Raw genomic sequence first — 19531 nt, 5'->3', positions numbered from 1 at the left:
TCTTGGCTAGCCGCCAAATGGCTAATTTATCAGCTAAACAAAGAATTGTTGAGGGCAATCCTATTCGTTCCTTATGATTACTATATTAAGTTTTCTGATTCCAAGAATGCAACGTTATGAATTATATATGAATCTTTAAATTGGTTAATTTTTAGGAGTATTGTTTGGCATATTTTAAGGATTCAATGGAGCCGTAGAAAAAACATATTTTGAAACATGGTAGGAAACCTTTGCAAAAGATCGCAAATTTTTCACCTTATCGCAATTTCGGATTATTTGTGAATGGCCGGGTATTTTTAGCCCTTCCTGTTATTAAAATCCGGAATGGTGCACATTGATAAATTGGCGGTTATTTCGTGCTTTACCTCTCTATACACTTTCTCGTTCAGGTAAATGCTCTAATAACAACTAAACTTCATTTGAAGTGTCATGCCTGTAATATGCTGCACCGTTGAAATCATGGCAAATCTTCTCGTTAGAAATGAATATTTCTTTAATCCTGCTATTTTCTATCGTGTAGCGATACGAGCTAAGGCATGCTAGTTCACCAGATACGAAGCGTGTAGACTCATATCTCATTTAAAAATAGGGGGTTCACAATAGTGCTCATCAACTGCGTTGCTTACGAGAACGGTATGCGCTTGGCCGATATTACGGTAGAGGAAATTAGCGATTATCTGGAACGATTAGGATGTTTTGTCTGGGTAGCTCTACAGGATGCAACACCCGAAGAACTCGACAAGATGAAAGAAGAGTTCAATCTCCATGAACTAGCAGTCGAAGATGCGCGTCATGGGCATCAGCGACCCAAACTTGAGGAATATGGTGAATCGCTTTTCGTTGTTATGCATTTGCTTGAATCTAATCCGGGAGAAAACAGTCCAGGCGAATTGAATGTTTTTGTCGGACCTAACTACGTACTGTCTGTGAGGAATCGAAGCCAACGGCATTTTCTTGAGGTACGTGAACGCTGTGAACGGGAGCAATACCTACTGAAGGAGGGTTCTGGTTTTGTTCTATATGCCTTGATGGATGCCGTGGTTGACCGTTATTTTCCAATAATCGACCGATTGGAGTCCGAACTGGAAGAAATCGAAGAACAAATTTTCACCAAAGGGGCTGCTCGCTCCAATATTGAACAGCTCTACGGCCTCAAACGGAAAATCATGGTTCTGAAACACGCTGTTGCTCCATTGATGGAAGTAGCAGGTAAATTATCCGGCAGCCGGGGACCCGCCGTATGTTCCAATATTCGAGACTATTTCCGCGATGTCTACGACCACCTGCTCCGAATTGACGCCTCTATCGACACTGTCCGAGACACTATCGGCACCGCTATTCAGGTCAATCTATCAATGGGAGCCATTGAAAACAATGAGGTGAGCAAACGCCTGGCTGCGTGGGCGGGAATTTTCGCCGTCGCCACAGCATTGGCCGGGATTTGGGGAATGAACTTTGAGCGCATGCCCGAACTGGAGTGGAAATACGGCTATCCATTGGCACTATTAACCATTTGCTCGGCTTGTCTTTTTCTTTATTTTCGTTTCAAGCGGATCGGCTGGTTGTAAATTGCTTCCTCATTGGTTGGATCAATTACTTGTCAGAGTATATGTAGACGGAATTATCGCGCACCTAATACAACCAGGAAGTCAGTGAGATACGATATATAAGTCATCGCTAAAACTGATAGAACCAGGATTCATCCGGCATGCCAATTAAGCCAAAATTATTGCAAAATCACTCCACCTCCCAAACATACCTGACTCTCATAAATAACAACGGATTGTCCCGGTGTGATTGCCCACTGATTTTGTGCAAATTCCACCTCACAGGATTCATGCGACAAACTTGTAATGGTGCAAGGCGCATCAGTTTGACGATAGCGCGTTTTTGCGGCATAAACCCAATTACAATGGGGCTGTTTATCATCGATCCATGATAAATCGATTGCTTTCAGAGAAGGGCGAAATAAATCCGGATGATTATGACCCTGAACAACAATCAAAACATTTCTGGTCATATCTTTTGTAACCACAAACCACGGTTCATCACCACCATTCCGAATGCCCCCAATTCCTAATCCCTGTCGTTGTCCTATGGTGTAATACATTAATCCGATATGCTCACCAATAACTCTCCCATCAGTTGTTTGGATTTCTCCAGGTTCATGGGGAAGATAACGGTTAAGAAATTCGCGAAACGGGCGCTCGCCAATAAAGCATATGCCCGTGCTGTCTTTTTTAGAGGAATTGGGCAGCTTCAACTCCCTGGCTATTTTTCGTACCTCGCGCTTATAGAGATGGCCGATTGGAAAGAGCGATTTAGCAAGCTGCGCTTGATTCAATCGATATAAAAAATAACTTTGATCTTTGTTTCCATCTTCCCCTTTTAATAATTGAAAAACGCCGCCAGCTTTACGCACCCGGGCATAATGACCTGTTGCGATATAATCGGCCCCCAGTTTATTGGCATGATCCAGAAATGCTTTGAATTTGATCTCGGCATTGCACAATACATCAGGGTTCGGAGTACGCCCGGCTTGATATTCCGCAAGAAACTGTGAAAATACTCGTTCTTTATATTCGGTTGAGAAATTGACTATTTCAATCGGAATATCAATAACATCAGCCACTGATACTGCATCGATAAAATCCTGACGCGAAGAACAATACTCATCCGTATCGTCATCTTCCCAATTCTTCATAAATAGTCCTACAACATCATAGCCTTGCTGTTTCAACACATATGCAGCCACGGATGAATCAACACCACCGGACATACCGACGATTACACGATATTTTGTCATCGTCCTAGGCTTCATAGTGCATCAATAATTCAAGCGGATAGCGCTTACCGGCAAGATGATCATGGATACATTGCATCACCAGAGGGCTGCGATGACGATGAATCATTTGACCCACCTCATCAGAATCAAACCAAGTGGCTCGCAGAATTCCAGTATCGAGTTTCTGTTCGGGGTCGTGATGCGTAACGCGCCCCCCAAAAGCAAATCGAATATAAACAGTATCTGCGCGCTCTGAATACCACTGATATATGCCCAATAGATATTCAGGTTCGAAGGTATAGGCCGTTTCCTCCAGCGTCTCGCGGATTGCTCCCTGAATGATGGATTCTCCCGGATCCAAATGCCCCGCAGGTTGATTTAGAAATAATCCACTACCCGCTTCCGGTTCTTCCTCTACCAGTAAATATTTGCCATTTTGTTCAACAACCACTGCAACTGTTACATTAGGTTTCCAAATCATGATTTCTTAAGTAATAAAAATAAAACGCCATTCAGCAAATCACCGCATCACTATCGCTAATCTGTTACTGCGTATTATCGCACTGGAGCATCAGGTTTTGTTACGATAATAAAGAGCCCTCGGCATTCTCATTATGTATAACGTACCACAATCATTTGTTGCACCCACTGATCAAACCAGGACTGTTGACATTTCACATCGATAGTCAATGATATTCATATACTTCAGTGAATTACACTTTCTTGATATCTATCACTCACAATCACCCCTAGAACAAAACACATGAAGTCAAACTGGAATGAAAGTAGCGTATTTTTGAATTTTTTGAATAGCGCTTAAAATGGTTAAAAGTTATATAGAAGTTATTACTTCTCTAACTTTCTATCCAATATTATGGCTCATTTTTGTTTGCGCCGCGGATATTCAGAAGGGCTAAAGCAATCTGCAGGATTATCAGGGCATAAGCATGGGCATACCAGCCCCAGATTACCCAGAGAAAGTTACTAAAAAGGGAACACCAAAAGCCAATCATACGCCTACGTTTGTCTTGAGATGCAATGAGCCAAACACCCAATATCGTAACAATCATCGCAGGCCACTGCAGTTGATGTAGATAATTCATAGAAAACCTTATGAAGCTCTGTTCGTACCAGGCTTATACAATCGAGGTTATGTCAATAAATGTGATGAACAATCCATCAGCATGGATGAAAATGCATCAACATAAAAAAGGCAGTGAATAGAAAAAACACTGCCTTTTTTATGCTCCAGAAAAGAATGGGATTATTTTGAAGCTTGCTTAAAATGTTCTATAGCATCCGACGCAGCTTTTTTAGCGGCATCCGCTTCTCCATCCTTACCTTCCTTAACCGCTTCATCTAGCGACTTAATACCTTCATCCAGGTGTTTAGTATCAATTTGGCGGTCTTTATCGTTTTTTGCGGCATTCGCATGTTTCTTTGCCTCCATTGCATGTTTGGCAACCGCTTTCCCATCGGCTGATTTGGCCGCAGTTTCAGCATGCTGAATGGCATGATCCAAATGGCTTTCACCCGCTAACACGCTCAATGAAAAAAAAGTCATCATGATTAAGGTTGTAAGTAATGTAATAGTTTTCATAGCCTTTTAACTCCTGAGATAAAGAATATTTAGAGCTAAGTGTTGACAAAGACAACACATCTGCCTCCCACACTTAATTCTGATGCTGATCATATAAGCAGAAGTCAAAACACTCTGTACGATACCCAACATTAAAAAAATACTTTAAAACTTGAAAATACCGGAAAAAATCCTATGTTATTATCAGTTTTGTATCAACGCAGTATGGTATCAATAGCATTTGTTCAAATAAATGTTATACGGAGGTTGATAGCGATGATCAAAGAACTCTCTTTTGATGATGACGATGATGAATTTTATCCTGCCAACGATTTGGATGGCGAAGAGGATGCAATAGCCAATAGCAAAATTCCATCCAGTCATTTAGCACAAATTATTGATGAATTTGAAACCGACAAAGATGATTTTGAAGATAACGAATTCACAACTGTCAGAAAAGATTTTGCTGATAGAGATGACAATGAGGATGACATTACGCTGGATTCGTTAGGATTGCGGTAGTTTTTTAAACACTGCCGTCACCCGCTTCCAACCCTGTAACACCACATAGTTCGGGGCGGCATCATTCTTCAATCACGCTTTATGCGATATTGTGCTTAAACGTTTTGTTGTGCGTGCTACCTCGTTTCGTGCAAAATTTCTTTATTTTTGAACAAAGAAAAAGATTGAATCCAATGCCTGATTGATCGTTTTAAAAAATTAAACTGTTTTTGGTGTATATTTGCCAGTTGGCACATATTGTGTAGCAGTTTATTTTTGTAGTTACTACTATGACGCTACATAATAAGTTTTATGTATTATCACTAAACGTTCTTTATTTTTACTGTACAAAACCTTTATGAGAAAACAAGCCATTATCCGTGGCTCTCATTAAACAAAATACAAGGAGAATCATCATGAATAAATTAAAAGCCTTAACAATAGCCATCACGATGGGTACGGTTTGTTACGTAGGGAATGCATTGGCTTTCGATAAATCTTTTCATCCAAACCATCAATTTGTCGATCAGAACAGAATCGGACCCAATTTTGAGCCCGGTTATATTTTAGACAAAGAGAAAGCCGAAAAAACCAAAACAGCAGAGGAAGAGATGCAACTTCCTTCAGAGGTAGTTCCAAGTGATCCCACACCTAAGAATTCAAATATCCCTGCAGGATCAGAGCGCAGATTAATTCCGTCCATATAGAACTGATTCGTAACTCCGATTATTTTTACAATGAAAAACAAATTTCCTCCAGCAGTCTGTTGGAAGAGATTTGTTTTTCAATTCGTAGGCTTTTTTTCCAAGTAACACAAACCTCCCGTAAGCTACGTCGATCAATGATGCACACATTCCAAAAGCTTTTGTAGCCGCTTAACGGATACCGGATAGGGTGTTTTCAGTTCTTGCGCAAACAAGGAAATACGCAGCTCTTCGAGCTGCCAGCGAAATTCACTTAGATTTTTATCGGTGCGCTCAATTTTCCGGTATTTCTCCAGTCGTTGTACATATTGTTGCCAAAGTGCATTGACTTCGCGACTATTGTGCTCATCACGCGCCGGATTTGCGGACAATTTATCAATACGCAATCCCATGCCTTTCAGATAACGCGGAATGTGCAGAATGCTGTTCCAAGGGGTGTTGCTGACAAATCCGGGATAAATCAAATTTTCAAGCTGCATGTTCAATTCGGTTTTTACTTTATCGACCCGGATATGGGTAATTTTTTGTAACAGAGTATGATACTCGCGACCTATCTGCTGTAGCAGCCCGGCCAGAGTAACGGAAATTTCCGGAAGGCGATTCTTGGCACGCTGCAGTTGCGCAACAAATTCTGATTCTGTCCGCGGCAATGGATCATCCCCCAGTAATGCGCGATCTATGATGGCCGTCAGCATATCCTGTTTCAGGTCACCCGGATTAATCCGTGTTGTCAATTGCATACTGATTTCCCTTAATCCCGGCAGACTCTTTTCCAATTGCTTAAGTTGATCTTTCAGCGTTAAGCATAACAACCGTCTAATACCCAAACGCATCGCGGTTTCTGCCGCTTCGCGCGTATCAAACAATCGAATGGCAACACTGTCGGCACGATCAATCAACGCCGGATAACCCGTCAATTGTTGGCCATTACGCATAAATAATATTTCATCGGGCAGATCGCCAAAATCCCATTGCGTTATCTGTTCACGCTCAATAGAAATTTTCTCGCTCTCGTCGTTACGCTTTACAAAGGTCATTTGCGCCGCTTCACCCAGTCGCTTTTGCAATTCATTGAGATCACGGCTCATGGCCAATTCTTGCCCGGCATCATCGAGCACGCGAATATTCATCAAAAGGTGTGTTGGAATATCACTGATCCGCCAAACCTCGAGAGGAACGGTCAATGTGGTTTCCGTTAACACGAATTTCGCTAAAGCCTCCTGCAATGTGAGCGCATGCAAAGCGACTGACTGATTTTGCAGAAATTTCGTCACCGATTGCGGGAGCGGCACAAGAATACGGCGGATATTTTTCGGCAACGCTTTCAAATACCAAGTCACCTTTTCACGAATCAAGCCAGGCACCAGATAATCCAACTGTTTGCCGTCCAGCCGGTTTAACAAGAGCAGTGGCACGGAGACGGTAACACCATCCATTATGTGACCCGGTTCAAAACGATACGCCAGTGGCAGCACGCTACCCTCCGACACATTCATGCACTCAGGAAATTGCACCTCGGTCACATGATCGGCTTGATGGCGCATCAGTAATTCCCGTTTCAAATAAAGCAGCTGCGCATCCTGCTGCTCAGCTTGCTTGCGCCATCTTTCAAATCCGGCGCCGTTGGTTACTTCTTCCGGAATAATGGCATCGAAAAAGGCATAAATCTCCTGCTCATCAACCAGTACGTCTTGCCTGCGGGTTTTGTGCTCAAGTTCTTCAATTTCTTGAATCAAAGCCTGATTATGGTGAAAAAAGGATGCCTGCGTAATATATCCACCAGCCACTAACGCCGAACGGATGAAAATCTCACGCGCTTCCCGTGGATGAATGGCACCATAATGGACCGGTCGTTTGGGAACAATAATCAAGCCATATAACGTGACCTGTTCAAAGGCCACGACCTGTGCACGTTTCTTTTCCCAGTGCGGATCAAAATAGTGTCGTTTACACAAACTACCGGCAATTCTCTCCAACCAGGCCGGATCAATTTTTGCCGCACAGCGTGCATATAACTTACTGGTCTCGACCAATTCCGCAGCAACGACCCATTTGGTTTTGCCTTTTCTCAATACGGAACCTGGAAAAATTGCAAACTTGATGCCGCGCGCTCCGAGATACTCCCCCTCTTTCTCGGATTTAAAACCGATATTACCGAGCAACCCCGCAAGCAGCGCACGATGAATTTCATCATAGTTCGCGGGTATTTCGTTAGGTTTGAAACCAAATTCCGTCAACAGAACATGCAATTGACCATGAATCTCACGCCACTCACGCAAACGCCGATACGATAAAAAATTTTCCCGGCAATAGGTGATCAGTTTTCGGGTGGATTTTTTATGCTTTAATAACTCATCAAAAAAGTCCCAAAGCTTGAGATAGGCAAGAAAATCCGAGCGCTCGTCTTGAAAGCGCCGATGCGCCTCATCTGCCGCCGCTTGTTGTTCAAACGGCCTGTCCCGTGGATCTTGCAGGCTTAATGCCGAAGTAATGATCAGTATTTCACGTAAGCAATTTTCATGCTTGGCGGCTAAAATCATACGCGCAATTTTAGGATCGATCGGGAATTTAGCCAAACGCCAGCCAATCGCGGTCAGCTGTCTTTTTTCATCGACTGCACCCAGTTCCGCCAGCAATTGATACCCATCGGCAATCATGCGTGGCGCAGGTGCCTCGAGAAAAGGAAAATTTTCCACATCGCCAATTTTCAGCGACTTCATGCGCAGAATTACGGCTGCCAGCGAAGAACGCAGAATTTCCGGATCGGTATAGGGCTTACGCGCTTGATAATCCTGCTCGGAATATAAACGAATACAAACACCATTGGCCACCCGGCCGCAGCGCCCTGCCCTTTGATCAGCCGATGCACGGGAAATTTTCTCGACCAGCAGTTGCTCGACTTTATTGCGATAACTATAACGATTGACCCGCGCCCATCCGCTATCGATCACGTAATGAATGCCTGGCACCGTTAATGAAGTTTCAGCCACATTGGTCGCCAATACGATGCGGCGGCGATTACTATTCAATTGAAAAACCCGCTCCTGCTCGGCGAACGATAATCTTGCAAACAAAGGCAAGATTTCTACCCCATTGCGCAAGCGTTCAAAGTGATGTTTACGCAATGTTTCCGCCGTCTCGCGGATTTCACGCTCACCCGGGAGAAAAATCAGAATATCGCCCGGTCCCAATGCCATCAATTCATCAACCACATGAATGATGCCCTGCTGCATATCGCTCTCTTCCTCCTCATCGGTGTGCAACGGGCGATATAACATCTCCACCGGATACAGACGCCCGGTCACTTCAATCACAGGCGCATCATTGAAATGCTGCGAGAAGCGTTGCGCATCGATCGTAGCGGAAGTGACGACAACCTTGAGATCGGGCCTTTGAGGCAATAATTGCTTGATAAACCCAAGCAGAAAATCGATATTCAGGCTGCGCTCATGCGCTTCGTCGATAATCAGCGTATCGTAAGCCTGCAACAGCGGATCACCCTGCGTTTCCGCCAGCAGAATTCCATCGGTCATCAATTTGATATAACTCTCCGGACGGATCTTGTCCGAAAAACGTACTTTATAACCGACAGCCTGCCCCAATGAGCTGTTCAGCTCAGCAGCAATACGTGCCGCCACCGTCCGGGCCGCGATACGGCGCGGTTGCGTATGCCCGATCAACCCATGCACGCCACGCTGCAACTCCAGGCAAATTTTGGGAATTTGCGTGGTTTTGCCCGAACCGGTTTCGCCGCAAATGATCACCACCTGATGATGCTCAATCGCCTGCTTGATTTCCTCGCGGCGCGCATTAACCGGCAGATCGTCGACATAAGTCGGGGTAGGAAGCTGCTCCAACCGCTTTGCGATGACTTCGGGAGAGAATTTTTTCATAGTAATATTACTGAATCAGATCGGTTTGTTACTAAAATCATCTCAAATGATCTTCACAAATTATCCAAAGGACTGATAATGCCTTTCCCATCCTTATTCAGAACATGTGTATAAATCATCGTCGTTGAAACATCACTATGTCCCAGTAACTCCTGCACTGTACGAATATCGTAGCCATTCTGCAACAAATGGGTAGCAAATGAATGGCGTAAAATATGTGGCGAAACCGGCTTGATAATTTGTGCACGTTGAGCCGCAATACGCACGGCTTTTTGTACAGACTGCTCGTACAAATGATGGCGGCGCGTCACACCGCTGCGCGGATCAATCGAGCGCACCGATGAAGGAAAAACATATTGCCATCCCCAAGATTTACCGGCATGAGGATATTTGCGTTCCAGAGCATCGGGTAAGTAAACCGCGCCAAATCCCTCACTTAAATCCTTGTCATGCAATTGCTTGACTCTAGCCAACTGGTTCTGCAAATGCAAAAACAAATTCTCCGGTAGCACAGTTACCCGGTCTTTATTGCCTTTACCCTCGCGTATAATGATTTCACGCCGCTCAAATTCAATATCTTTCACACGCAAACGCAATCCCTCCAGCAAGCGCATTCCGGTTCCATACAGCATACTGGCAACCAGCCACATGGTGCCGTTTAACTCTGCCAACAGCGCCGCAACCTCACGTGGCGTCAATACCACCGGCAAACGTTTAGCGGCCTTTGCTTCCACCACTTCTTTCAGCCAGGGCAAATCAATATTCAGCACTTCCCGATATAAAAACAGTAAGGCTGCTTTCGCCTGCCCTTGCGTGGAAGCAGCAACATTGCGCTCAACTGCAAGATGCGTTAAAAACGCTTCGACTTCTGACACCCCCATCTCTTTCGGATGACGCTTGCCATGAAACAAAATAAATCGCCTCACCCAATCGACGTATGAATCCTCGGTACGAATGGAATAATGTCTGGCACGTATACGCTCACGTACCTGATCCAGTAATTTGGGTGGGCTACTCATCCGTAGTTTTTTAGGTTCTGATAAAAAAGAGCAGGATTATATCAATCTAATTATATTGAGTAATAATTTTCCTTTTTTGACTTGGTAAATCCAATCAATGAAAATACTGTCTTTCTAATTTTAGTTAGAGCCAACAGTAAATGACCGCGCAAACCCTCAACGCAATTGGCCTCATCCTCAACATTGCTGGCGTAGTGCTCGTCTTCTTTTTCGGCCTCCCGCAACCTTCACACGAGAAAGGCGTCTCTCTTGGTCATGAAGACGGCACCGTTTTCGCTGATGGAACGTCCGTTGCCGAGATAAACGCCAAGGCAAAGCGGCGCAAGAACATCTACACGGCTTTAGCCTATATCGCGCTATCGCTGCTTCTAGCGGAATTCGTATGCCAACTGATCGCTACATGTTGGCTCTAACCAGCGCTTCAAGCCGACGGTCACGCCTCCGGCTTGCCCTCGGCTTAAGCTAAGCGTTAGGTTTACCTGCACAAGCCGGAGAAATCATGCAATTTGCAGTAGCATTAATCGAGTACTTAATTTCTGGCATAGTCGCATCTGCCTGGCTAGTGGCCGTATTAAGCAATTACATTCCCCTACCCCTCAAGCTAATTAGTGACTACATGGAATTTATTTTGGTGGTCTACTTCCCTATCGCATATATTCTGGGGATATATGTAGATGCAGCATCATCATTTTTGATCCGGCGCACAAAAGAAATAGACGCAGCAGTAAATAAACACATTAAGCCATACGCTTGGATTAGGTGCGGTATAGTCAAATGCTTTAATTTTATTGCCGGCAAACCAAAGGCAGACTCATATGAAAGAAGCGCTGAAATACTTTCATACTCCATACCTGACGCAGTAAGAACCATGGAGGCCTATGTTAGCCGAGATAGAATTGCTCGCGGCATGGCTTTTAACTCATTCATCGGAGCAGTTACAGCTTACACATATGCCCCATGCGAACTAAAATCAGCAATAACCATTACATGCCTAGCATCTCTATTTGTTTCTCTTTTCGCATACAAGCGCCTTCGCAGACTATCCTCGCGCTTCAAAAGAGCGGTACTTCCAAATATAAGAAAAAGCAATACTGCTAGCGCAAGCGAGGCTGAAAACACCAATGCGTAAAACCTAACAAGTGGTTCAAGTCGTTCGCTTCGCTCACTCGGGACCGGCTAAAGCCGGCCCCTTAACCAAACGTTAGGTGTGGAGTTGGAGTTGCCCCAATTTGACGGACATTTTTTTCATGGAGTCGAGAGAGTCTCAACTTGTGAAAGCGGATTGCAGTTTATCTGCGATTTGATTTTTCTCATTCAGTTTTCTCTCAAAATTGTTTGGTGATAAGTATCCCGCCCGGAATGCCTGCGAGTGGGGTTGTACCAAGATTCGATCCAGGTGAATATGGCCAGCCTGTTGACACCGGTCGAAAATTGACCAGAAAAGGCTAGTTGTAACGGTTGAAAATTGACCAGGTAATTTCCGTATCCTGCTTAAATTTTAGGCAGGAGAATTTAAGAGGTGATTACCATGGTTATGTATGCAAAGATACGACGGATGTTTTACCGTGAACATCTGTCAATTAATGAGATTCAACGAAGAACGAGTTTGTCGCGGAACACGGTCAAGAAGTGGTTGAAAGTGCCAAGCGACAGCGCGGTTAAATATCAAAGGGCGAAGAAGCCTGGCAAGTTGACACCGTTTGAATCCAGGTTAATGTTAGCGCTGGAAGCGGATGCGCGTCGTCCGAAGAAGGACCGGCGCACGGCGTTGATGTTGTTCAAAGAGATATTGAACGAGGGTTATACAGGCGGTTATACGATTGTATGTGACTTTGTTCGCAACTGGCGCAATCGAGGGAATCAGAGTAAAGCGGCGTATGTGCCGCTGAAGTTTGCGCTGGGTGAAGCATTCCAGTTTGACTGGAGCGAAGAATGGCTGGTGATCGGCGGCATCCACCGCAAGGTACTGGCAGCCCATACCAAGCTATGCGCCAGCCGTACTTTCATGTTGTCGGCTTATCCGTCACAAAGTCACGAAATGCTGTTTGATGCGCATACCCGGGCATTCACTACTTTTGGTGGTGTGCCGAAACGCGGCATTTACGACAACATGAAGACCGCCGTGGACAAGGTGTCTAAGGGCAATGGACGTGTGGTGAATACGCGCTTCTTTGCGATGACGGCACATTACCTGTTCGATCCTGATTTCTGCAATGTGGCTTCCGGCTGGGAAAAGGGTGTTGTCGAGAAGAATGTTCAGGATATGCGCCGCCGCATATGGAATGAAGCCAAGCAACAACAGTTTGGCTCATTCGATGACTTAAACAGATGGCTTGAAACGCGCTGTCGCGGACTGTGGTCTGAAATCGAGCATCCGGATTATGCGGGCATTACCCTTGCCGATGCACTGGAACAAGAACAACTGTACCTGATGCCGATGCCAGCACCGTTCGATGGCTATATCGAAGTATTGGCGCGGGTATCCAGCACGTGTCTGGTTACATTACTGCGCAACCGGTATTCCGTTCCCTGTCGTCTGGTCAATCAGGTGGTGGCCGTTCATCAGTATGCCGACCGTATCGAGATCGTCCATGACAATGCCGTAGCAGCCTGTCATAGTCGTCTGATGGATAGCGACCAGGTCAGCTATAACTGGCAGCACTATATCCCGGTCATTGAGAAGAAACCGGGGGCCTTGCGCAACGGTGCGCCATTCGCCGAACTACCGGCACCTTTGCTGCAACTGCAGATTGCACTGAGGCGCAGAGAACGTCAGCAGGCCGATCGAATCATGGCAAAAGTGCTCAGCCTGGTGCCGACGCATGGGCTGGAAGCTGTGCTGGTCGCTGTTGAACTGGTGCTGGAATCCGGCGTGCCCAGTGCCGAGCATGTTGCCAATGTATTGGCACGGCTGAAATACACCGACGTACCAGCGTCAGTGGAAACAACACTGAAACTCAATGAAGAACCGCAGGCCGATACGGCGCGCTATGATCGTTTGAACACCAAAGAGGTGCCGCATGTCTGACATACTTGCGCAATTCAAAGCGCTGAAATTATATGGCATGGCCAGCTCCTATGCTGAACTGAGGCAACAGAATACGCCCGATGTCGCTGACAGTTTTAATTTCGCAGACACACTGCTAAACCAGTTACTCCAGGCTGAAACAACCGAGCGCAACCTCCGTTCCATTCGCTATCAGACACAAGCTGCCAGATTCCCGGTGCAGCGCCACTTACAGGGCTTCGACTTCAGTCAGTCCAAAGTCGATCAGCAACTGATTCATCAGCTGGCTACAATGGAATTTACAGCCGCTGCACAGAACCTGGTGTTGGTCGGCGGCACCGGTACTGGCAAAACACACCTGGCCATTGCCATCGGCACTTCAGGCATCCAGCATCACAATAAAAAGGTACGCTTCTTCAGCGCCATCGATCTGGCCAATAGTCTGGAACAAGAAAAATCAGCGGGCAAACAAGGCAGGCTTGCCTTGCGGCTGTTGCAGATCGACCTGGTCATTCTCGACGAACTGGGCTATCTGCCATTCTCACAAGCCGGTGGCGCACTATTGTTTCATCTACTCTCCAGGTTGTATGAACGTACCAGTATCATTATCACCACCAACCTCGCATTCGCAGAATGGAGCATCGTATTCATCGACGCCAAAATGACTACAGCGCTGCTGGATCGACTCACACACCATTGCCACATCATCGAAACCGGCAACGAGTCTTTCCGCTACAAACAAAGTACAGCCAATGCAAAGATCAGAATACAGCAGCGGGAAAAAGAAAAATATTCTCCAGAAGAAAATCTGGTCGATTCGTAGTCAATTACAACAAACTAAAACATCAACAGGAGGCAAATTACCAATCCAGTCTGGTCGACTTATCCACAGATGCGTAGTATCCTGCGCTCTATTTTCCCCTGGTCAAATTTCAACCGTAATGGGTGGTCAATTTTAAACCGGTATCAACATTGTGGCAAAATCCTGCACCCATACCGCCATGGGAATGGCCTAAAACAAAATAGTACATCCAGCGCTCAGGTTCAGATCGCAAAATTCACAAGTTCGCTTACTACAGGGCAAACACCCACTACATTCCCTCACTCTTTTGTTCTTTCAGAATGGCTCTAGGCTAGCAGATACAATCTTTGAGTCTAGGGATGAGAAGGGTATTTTATGGATGCTCCAGGAACGTCGAATTTTTAGCGACCTTTGCACGGTTACTGCGCGGCACGATAATTGCGTTAAAAATTTGCGAAAAATGCTCATTTACCTCGTGTAAACTCCGCTTTTTCGCAAATTTTTGCCTTATTCTGGTACCGCTCATGACACCGTGCAAAGGTCTCTTTTAATCAATCGGTTTCTTTCTGCATTACATCTTGAAATAGCTGCGAACTGATCAAACGATCTAACCACGCAACCAGATGAAGATAGGAAGATGAATAGAACCAATCCGGGTTGACATTACAAAACTGCCGGATGAAAGGAAAGATCGCCATATCCGCCAATGTATAGCGGCCACTCATCAAGTAACCATCTTTACTCAATCGTGAGTTCAGATCGGCTAAAAAGGGTTCTGCTTGTTCACGGTAATACGTTTCGGAATGCTCCGGAAAGCGCACGGCATACTTATACAGATCCAGCGCCGGTTTAAATGATTCGTCATTTTTCCGAATCAAGGACATGACTGCATTGGACTTCTCCAGATCACTCTCCAGCCAATGCTCGGGATCATTGATGGAAAGCGCCCACTGCATGATGTCCAGGCTTTGCTCAAGCACGCTACCATCGGCTAACTTCAACACCGGCACGGTGCCTTTGGGTGAACATTCCAGCATTGCTATTGGTTTAGCACGCAAGCTGACTTCCTGCATTTGCACTGCCACTCCGCTAACCTTAATCGCCAGCCGGGCACGAATCGCAAACGGACAACGGCGGAATGTGTACAGGAGCGGCTTCATGATTCAACGAATGATTGATTTTATCAGGCGTTTAGCGATTCTGCTCTCGGCTCTTCTTGATTAAATCATAGGCAGTCTGCACTTCTTTGGCTTGCTCGGTTGCCATCGCAACCATTTCCTCCGGTACGCCCTGACCCATCAATTTATCCGGATGATATTGGCTCATCAGTTTACGATAAGCACGTTTGACTTCCTGGTCCGTACTATCCTTACTGATACCCAGCGCCCGGTAGGCATCCTCCAATGCACTGGGCGAGCTTGTTTGCCCGCCGGCAAAATGCATTTGATTCTTCACCATATCAAGCAAGTGATCGAATGCCGCGTAATGATACCCCAGACGCCCGGCAATTTCTCGCAAAAGGTTTTCTTCGGCAGAGTTCAGTTGCCCATCCGATAATCCCATGATGATCAAATACACCAGCAACATCTGTTTCAAGTTACCGGATGCACCGCATACAGAAAGGAACTCGCCAATTTGCGGATGAATATCATAGTTAACCGATGAACCTTGCTTGAATAAGGCGATAGCCTTTAACCGGTGTTCGCGCGTCATGCCCAGTTTCTGCATGAACTGCTCCACATGCGACACCTCGGTTTCAGAGACACGCCCATCCGCTTTCGCCAGCTTACCCATCAATATAAAAGTAGTTTCCAGGAAGACTGATTGACGGCGCGCAGCATTAAATGGATTCATTCCAACAGAACCATACGCGTTGAATCGGTCTATAAAACTTCCGATAAAATAGCCCAGGAAAATACCCAAAAAGCCAAAGATGAAAAACCCGACAAAGGCACCCAGTAGTCTAAACAATGAAATTCCAGATCAGTAAGTAAGGAGTGATAATAAATTATCCTTCGATTAAGCTATATCAGCCGATATTGTCCACGATAGAATCATTGGGATATTGCTGCCCATTGTGCAGGCGTCAATGTTTTCATCGATAGTGCATGAATTTCCTGCTTCATTTTATCGCCCAAAGATTTGTAAACCAATTGGTGCTGTTGCACGACATTCTTTCCGTTAAATTCAGGACTGACGATCAGTGCATGAAAATGAACCCCATCGTCTCCCTCTACCTGCACATGCTCACAAGGCAGCGATGATTCAATATAAGTTTTAATATTCTCTGCGGTAAGCATTGTAATTCTCCTTAAAGCATGATGCGTATTTTGTATAAAGCTAAATTATTACTGCCTCAGTTTATATCCACTTCTAAGCAATTTGATGGTCACCACGGATATCACAATCAAACTCACCGAAACTATCACTAAGCTGATATGAGGCGAGATATCTGATACCCCAAAAAATCCGTAGCGAAATCCATCAATCATATAGAAAAATGGATTCAAATGAGATAAGTACTGCCAACTGACCGGCAATGAATGTATGGTATAAAAAACACCTGATAAAAACGTGAGCGGTAAAATTATAAAATTCTGGAAAGCCGCTAATTGATCAAACTTATCAGCCAGAATTCCTGCAATTAACCCCAATGCGCCCAGTATTGCGCTTCCCAGAATGACAAACAATATTGCCCACAGGGGTAATAGTAGCGGAATATCAAAAAATATCAATGTCACTACATAAACACCCAAACCAACCAAAAGCCCCCGCACAATGGATGCCAGAATGTAAGCAAAGAATATGGCGCGATACGTCAGAGGTGAAAGCAAAACAAACACGATGTTGCCACTAATCTTGGATTGAATGATGCTGGAAGATGAGTTGGCAAAGGCATTCTGGATCACTGCCATCATGATCAATCCAGGAATTAAAAAAACGGCATACGCCACTTCCGGATAAACTTCCGTCCGCGTTTCCAACACATGAAAGAAAACCAGAAGATACAACAGCGTAGAAACCATCGGCGCAATGATGGTTTGAAAACCCACCTTCCAGAAACGCAGCAATTCTTTATGCAGCAAGGTAAAAAAACCGGTCATTGCAGTTTATTCCCGCTATTTCTGATGAGACTGACGAAAGCATCCTCCAGATCAGGTTGCTGCAAATACATTTCTTGTACGTGCGTATTTTCAGTTCTCAAAGTCGATAAAATAAATTCTATTTGCGCATAATTATCTATTCTCAATTCATACAAACCGTTACTACAGCTTTTTTGTAACGGCTGGAGTGCCAGTGGTAAATGATCGGGTAGCAATCTTATTTTTACTGAGTTACCTGAAGCCAATTTTCCAATCAGATTCTGCGTGCTATCCAACGCGATAATTTTTCCTTCTTTCAGCATCGCCACGCGGCTACACAGTGTTTCCGCCTCTTCCAAATAATGCGTAGTCAGAACAATCGTATGCCCATCGTGGTTAAGTTGCTGGATGAACTCCCATAATGTCTGGCGCAATTCGACATCCACCCCCGCTGTCGGTTCATCCAGAATAATCACAGGCGGCTTGTGCACCAATGCTTGCGCAACCAGAACACGCCGTTTCATACCTCCGGATAAAGCGCGCATATTCGCATTGGCCTTGTCAGCAAGATCGAGACGTTCAATAATTTCATCCACCCAACGATTATTGTGCTTTATTCCGTAGTAACCGGATTGAATGAGTAAAACCTCGCGCACACTGAAAAAAGGATCAAACACCAATTCCTGAGGAACAACCCCCAAGTTTAACCGCGCCTGCTGATATTGCGTAGTGACGTTGTATCCCATTACATTGACCGAACCACTGTTGGCCAGGGACAAACCAGCAATGATATTGATTAACGTTGTTTTGCCGGCACCATTGGGACCCAGCAACGCAAAAAATTCCCCTGGGTGGATCTCCAGATCGACATCGACTAATGCGCGAATCCCCCCAAAGCTTTTACACACGCGTGTGATTTCAATCGCTGGTAACATTGTAAAAAGAATTTAACTGTAAGAACTTCAGCGAAAGCAAAATCGCATCAGATCAGGAAGAGCCTTGGTCTATGACGGGCGATACCGGAAGCGGAATCAACTCCGCCATCCCATATAACTGAATCAGGCTGATGAGACTTGAAGGCATATTCACAAACTGCAGCTTATGCGCATGCTTGCGGGTTGCACGCAACCATTCGAGCAACATGCTGATTATGGTTGAATCAACTTCGGACACTTTTTCCAGATCAATCGTTAGGGGCTGATCCTCAAACAGCGCAATTCCATTTTGCGTCAGCAACACAACATTATCTATGGTAACCGGGCCTTGCACGATAATTTTGTCGTTATCGCGAAAAATCATGGTGACACAAGAACCCGATTGATTCACCGTCACAACTATCTTTTGCCTTCAAGCGATTTGTTTTTATCCGACAAGGCCTTCAAAAGCCCATCCACACCACCTTTACGCACCTGGCTGTTGAATGTTCCGCGATAATTCGTCACCAGACTCACGCCGGCCACCGTAACATCATAGACTTTCCAGCCATCCGGTTTTTTTTCCATACTGTAATCGATCGGAACCGGCTCTTTTCCTTTTCCTTGAATCACCGTGGTACGTACCGTGGTTTCAGTGCGGTCGCCCAGCTCCGGTAATGGATTTACTTTAATCGTTTCATCGTGATAACTTGTCAATGCATTGGAATACGTGCGTACCAACAGGGTACGGAACTCATCCACGATCCTGTTTTGCTGCTCCGGCTGCGCTTTGGACCAATGCTGCCCCATGGCAAGCTGCGTCATGCGCGTAAAATTGAAATGCGGCAGAATTTTAGTTTCGATCAAATCGAACATTTTCTCTCTATCACCATTTCTCAGCGCTTCATCCTGCTGGATAATCTCGATCACTTCCTTGACTGTTTTATCGACCAATCTGTCCGGCGCCAGATCCATTGACCATGCAGGCAATGCCAGAAAGTTAGAAAGCATGAGTATTATTAACCCTAGAAACCTTTTCATTATCACCTCACCAAGTTTAAAATCGTATAGTTGCAATACTAACCAACCAGAATAAAATTAACAATCCAATGAATTAGGAAGACGTTGAATAATTGGGCGAGCAAGATGAGATGCAAGGCGGACGGAGCGCAGGAAATGTGACATATCCATAGCGACAGGCAAATTTTTGAGCACCGCCTAACGCAGCAGATCGCTGGCGCAGA

At 45.2% G+C, this 19531-nt stretch carries 19 protein-coding genes; 7 read left to right on the top strand and 12 right to left on the bottom strand.

Going from position 1 to position 19531, the window contains the following annotated elements; genetic code table 11:
• The first annotated feature begins 602 nt into the window (after positions 1-602).
• On the top strand, positions 603-1568 hold the full coding sequence (gene corA, locus CPG39_RS12650) for a magnesium/cobalt transporter CorA (protein ID WP_096293937.1): 966 nt from the start codon (positions 603-605) through the stop codon (positions 1566-1568).
• 158 nt (positions 1569-1726) lie between these two features.
• On the opposite strand, the gene mnmA is transcribed toward corA, so the two are convergent.
• From mnmA to smbP, 3 genes are all read right to left on the bottom strand, one after another.
• On the bottom strand, positions 1727-2806 hold the full coding sequence (mnmA, locus tag CPG39_RS12645) for a tRNA 2-thiouridine(34) synthase MnmA (protein WP_096293936.1): 1080 nt from the start codon (positions 2804-2806) through the stop codon (positions 1727-1729).
• Between the two features lie 4 nt (positions 2807-2810).
• Positions 2811-3266 carry an NUDIX hydrolase gene (locus CPG39_RS12640; RefSeq protein ID WP_096293935.1) on the bottom strand — a complete coding sequence of 152 codons (456 nt, stop codon included), beginning with the start codon at positions 3264-3266 and terminating at the stop codon, positions 2811-2813.
• Positions 3267-4049: 783 nt separating this feature from the next.
• Positions 4050-4385 carry a small metal-binding protein SmbP gene (gene smbP / locus CPG39_RS12630; RefSeq protein ID WP_096293933.1) on the bottom strand — a complete coding sequence of 112 codons (336 nt, stop codon included), beginning with the start codon at positions 4383-4385 and terminating at the stop codon, positions 4050-4052.
• A 255-nt stretch (positions 4386-4640) separates the two neighbouring features.
• Between smbP and CPG39_RS12625 the strand changes: the two genes are divergently transcribed.
• Entirely contained in the window at positions 4641-4886 is a 246-nt protein-coding gene (locus CPG39_RS12625) for a hypothetical protein (protein ID WP_096294339.1), read from the top strand.
• Between the two features lie 395 nt (positions 4887-5281).
• Entirely contained in the window at positions 5282-5572 is a 291-nt protein-coding gene (locus tag CPG39_RS12620) for a hypothetical protein (RefSeq protein WP_096293932.1), read from the top strand.
• Between the two features lie 131 nt (positions 5573-5703).
• On the opposite strand, the gene hrpA is transcribed toward CPG39_RS12620, so the two are convergent.
• Both hrpA and CPG39_RS12610 read right to left on the bottom strand, forming a co-directional pair.
• The gene (hrpA, locus tag CPG39_RS12615) at positions 5704-9462 is read right to left on the bottom strand and encodes an ATP-dependent RNA helicase HrpA (RefSeq protein WP_096293931.1); all 3759 of its coding nucleotides are present in this window, start codon (positions 9460-9462) and stop codon (positions 5704-5706) included.
• 53 nt (positions 9463-9515) lie between these two features.
• The gene (locus CPG39_RS12610; protein WP_096293930.1) at positions 9516-10481 is read right to left on the bottom strand and encodes an integron integrase; all 966 of its coding nucleotides are present in this window, start codon (positions 10479-10481) and stop codon (positions 9516-9518) included.
• A gap of 140 nt (positions 10482-10621) precedes the next feature.
• On the opposite strand from CPG39_RS12610, the gene CPG39_RS12605 reads away from it, so the two are divergent.
• From CPG39_RS12605 to istB, 4 genes are all read left to right on the top strand, one after another.
• A complete protein-coding gene (locus CPG39_RS12605) occupies positions 10622-10894 on the top strand; it encodes a hypothetical protein (RefSeq protein ID WP_096293929.1) in 273 nt (90 codons plus the stop codon).
• A gap of 86 nt (positions 10895-10980) precedes the next feature.
• Complete coding sequence (locus tag CPG39_RS12600; RefSeq protein ID WP_096293928.1) at positions 10981-11610, top strand: hypothetical protein; 630 nt, start codon at positions 10981-10983, stop codon at positions 11608-11610.
• A 399-nt stretch (positions 11611-12009) separates the two neighbouring features.
• Entirely contained in the window at positions 12010-13509 is a 1500-nt protein-coding gene (gene istA / locus CPG39_RS12595) for an IS21 family transposase (protein WP_197702912.1), read from the top strand.
• On the top strand, positions 13502-14311 hold the full coding sequence (istB, locus tag CPG39_RS12590) for an IS21-like element helper ATPase IstB (protein WP_096291694.1): 810 nt from the start codon (positions 13502-13504) through the stop codon (positions 14309-14311). Before istA ends, istB begins: the two co-directional genes overlap by 8 nt.
• 530 nt (positions 14312-14841) lie before the next feature.
• On the opposite strand, the gene CPG39_RS12585 is transcribed toward istB, so the two are convergent.
• From CPG39_RS12585 to CPG39_RS12555, 7 genes are all read right to left on the bottom strand, one after another.
• Positions 14842-15450, bottom strand: a complete 609-nt coding sequence (locus tag CPG39_RS12585) for a glutathione S-transferase (protein WP_096293926.1) — start codon at positions 15448-15450, stop codon at positions 14842-14844.
• Positions 15451-15481: 31 nt separating this feature from the next.
• On the bottom strand, positions 15482-16261 hold the full coding sequence (djlA, locus tag CPG39_RS12580) for a co-chaperone DjlA (RefSeq protein ID WP_096293925.1): 780 nt from the start codon (positions 16259-16261) through the stop codon (positions 15482-15484).
• 83 nt (positions 16262-16344) lie between these two features.
• A complete protein-coding gene (locus CPG39_RS12575; protein ID WP_013648347.1) occupies positions 16345-16590 on the bottom strand; it encodes a BolA family protein in 246 nt (81 codons plus the stop codon).
• A gap of 48 nt (positions 16591-16638) precedes the next feature.
• Complete coding sequence (locus CPG39_RS12570) at positions 16639-17394, bottom strand: ABC transporter permease (protein ID WP_096293924.1); 756 nt, start codon at positions 17392-17394, stop codon at positions 16639-16641.
• Positions 17391-18308, bottom strand: coding sequence for an ABC transporter ATP-binding protein (locus CPG39_RS12565; protein ID WP_096293923.1), 918 nt, complete (start codon positions 18306-18308; stop codon positions 17391-17393). The genes CPG39_RS12570 and CPG39_RS12565 overlap by 4 nt, the downstream gene beginning before the upstream one ends.
• 52 nt (positions 18309-18360) lie before the next feature.
• A complete protein-coding gene (locus CPG39_RS12560) occupies positions 18361-18705 on the bottom strand; it encodes an STAS domain-containing protein (protein WP_096293922.1) in 345 nt (114 codons plus the stop codon).
• A gap of 2 nt (positions 18706-18707) precedes the next feature.
• On the bottom strand, positions 18708-19328 hold the full coding sequence (locus tag CPG39_RS12555) for an MlaC/ttg2D family ABC transporter substrate-binding protein (protein ID WP_096293921.1): 621 nt from the start codon (positions 19326-19328) through the stop codon (positions 18708-18710).
• Positions 19329-19531: the final 203 nt, after the last annotated feature.

It is taken from the genome of Nitrosomonas ureae (assembly GCF_900206265.1).
In the GTDB taxonomy this organism is placed as follows: Bacteria; Pseudomonadota; Gammaproteobacteria; order Burkholderiales; family Nitrosomonadaceae; genus Nitrosomonas; species Nitrosomonas ureae_C.
This window is presented reverse-complemented; position numbering and strand designations above follow the sequence as displayed.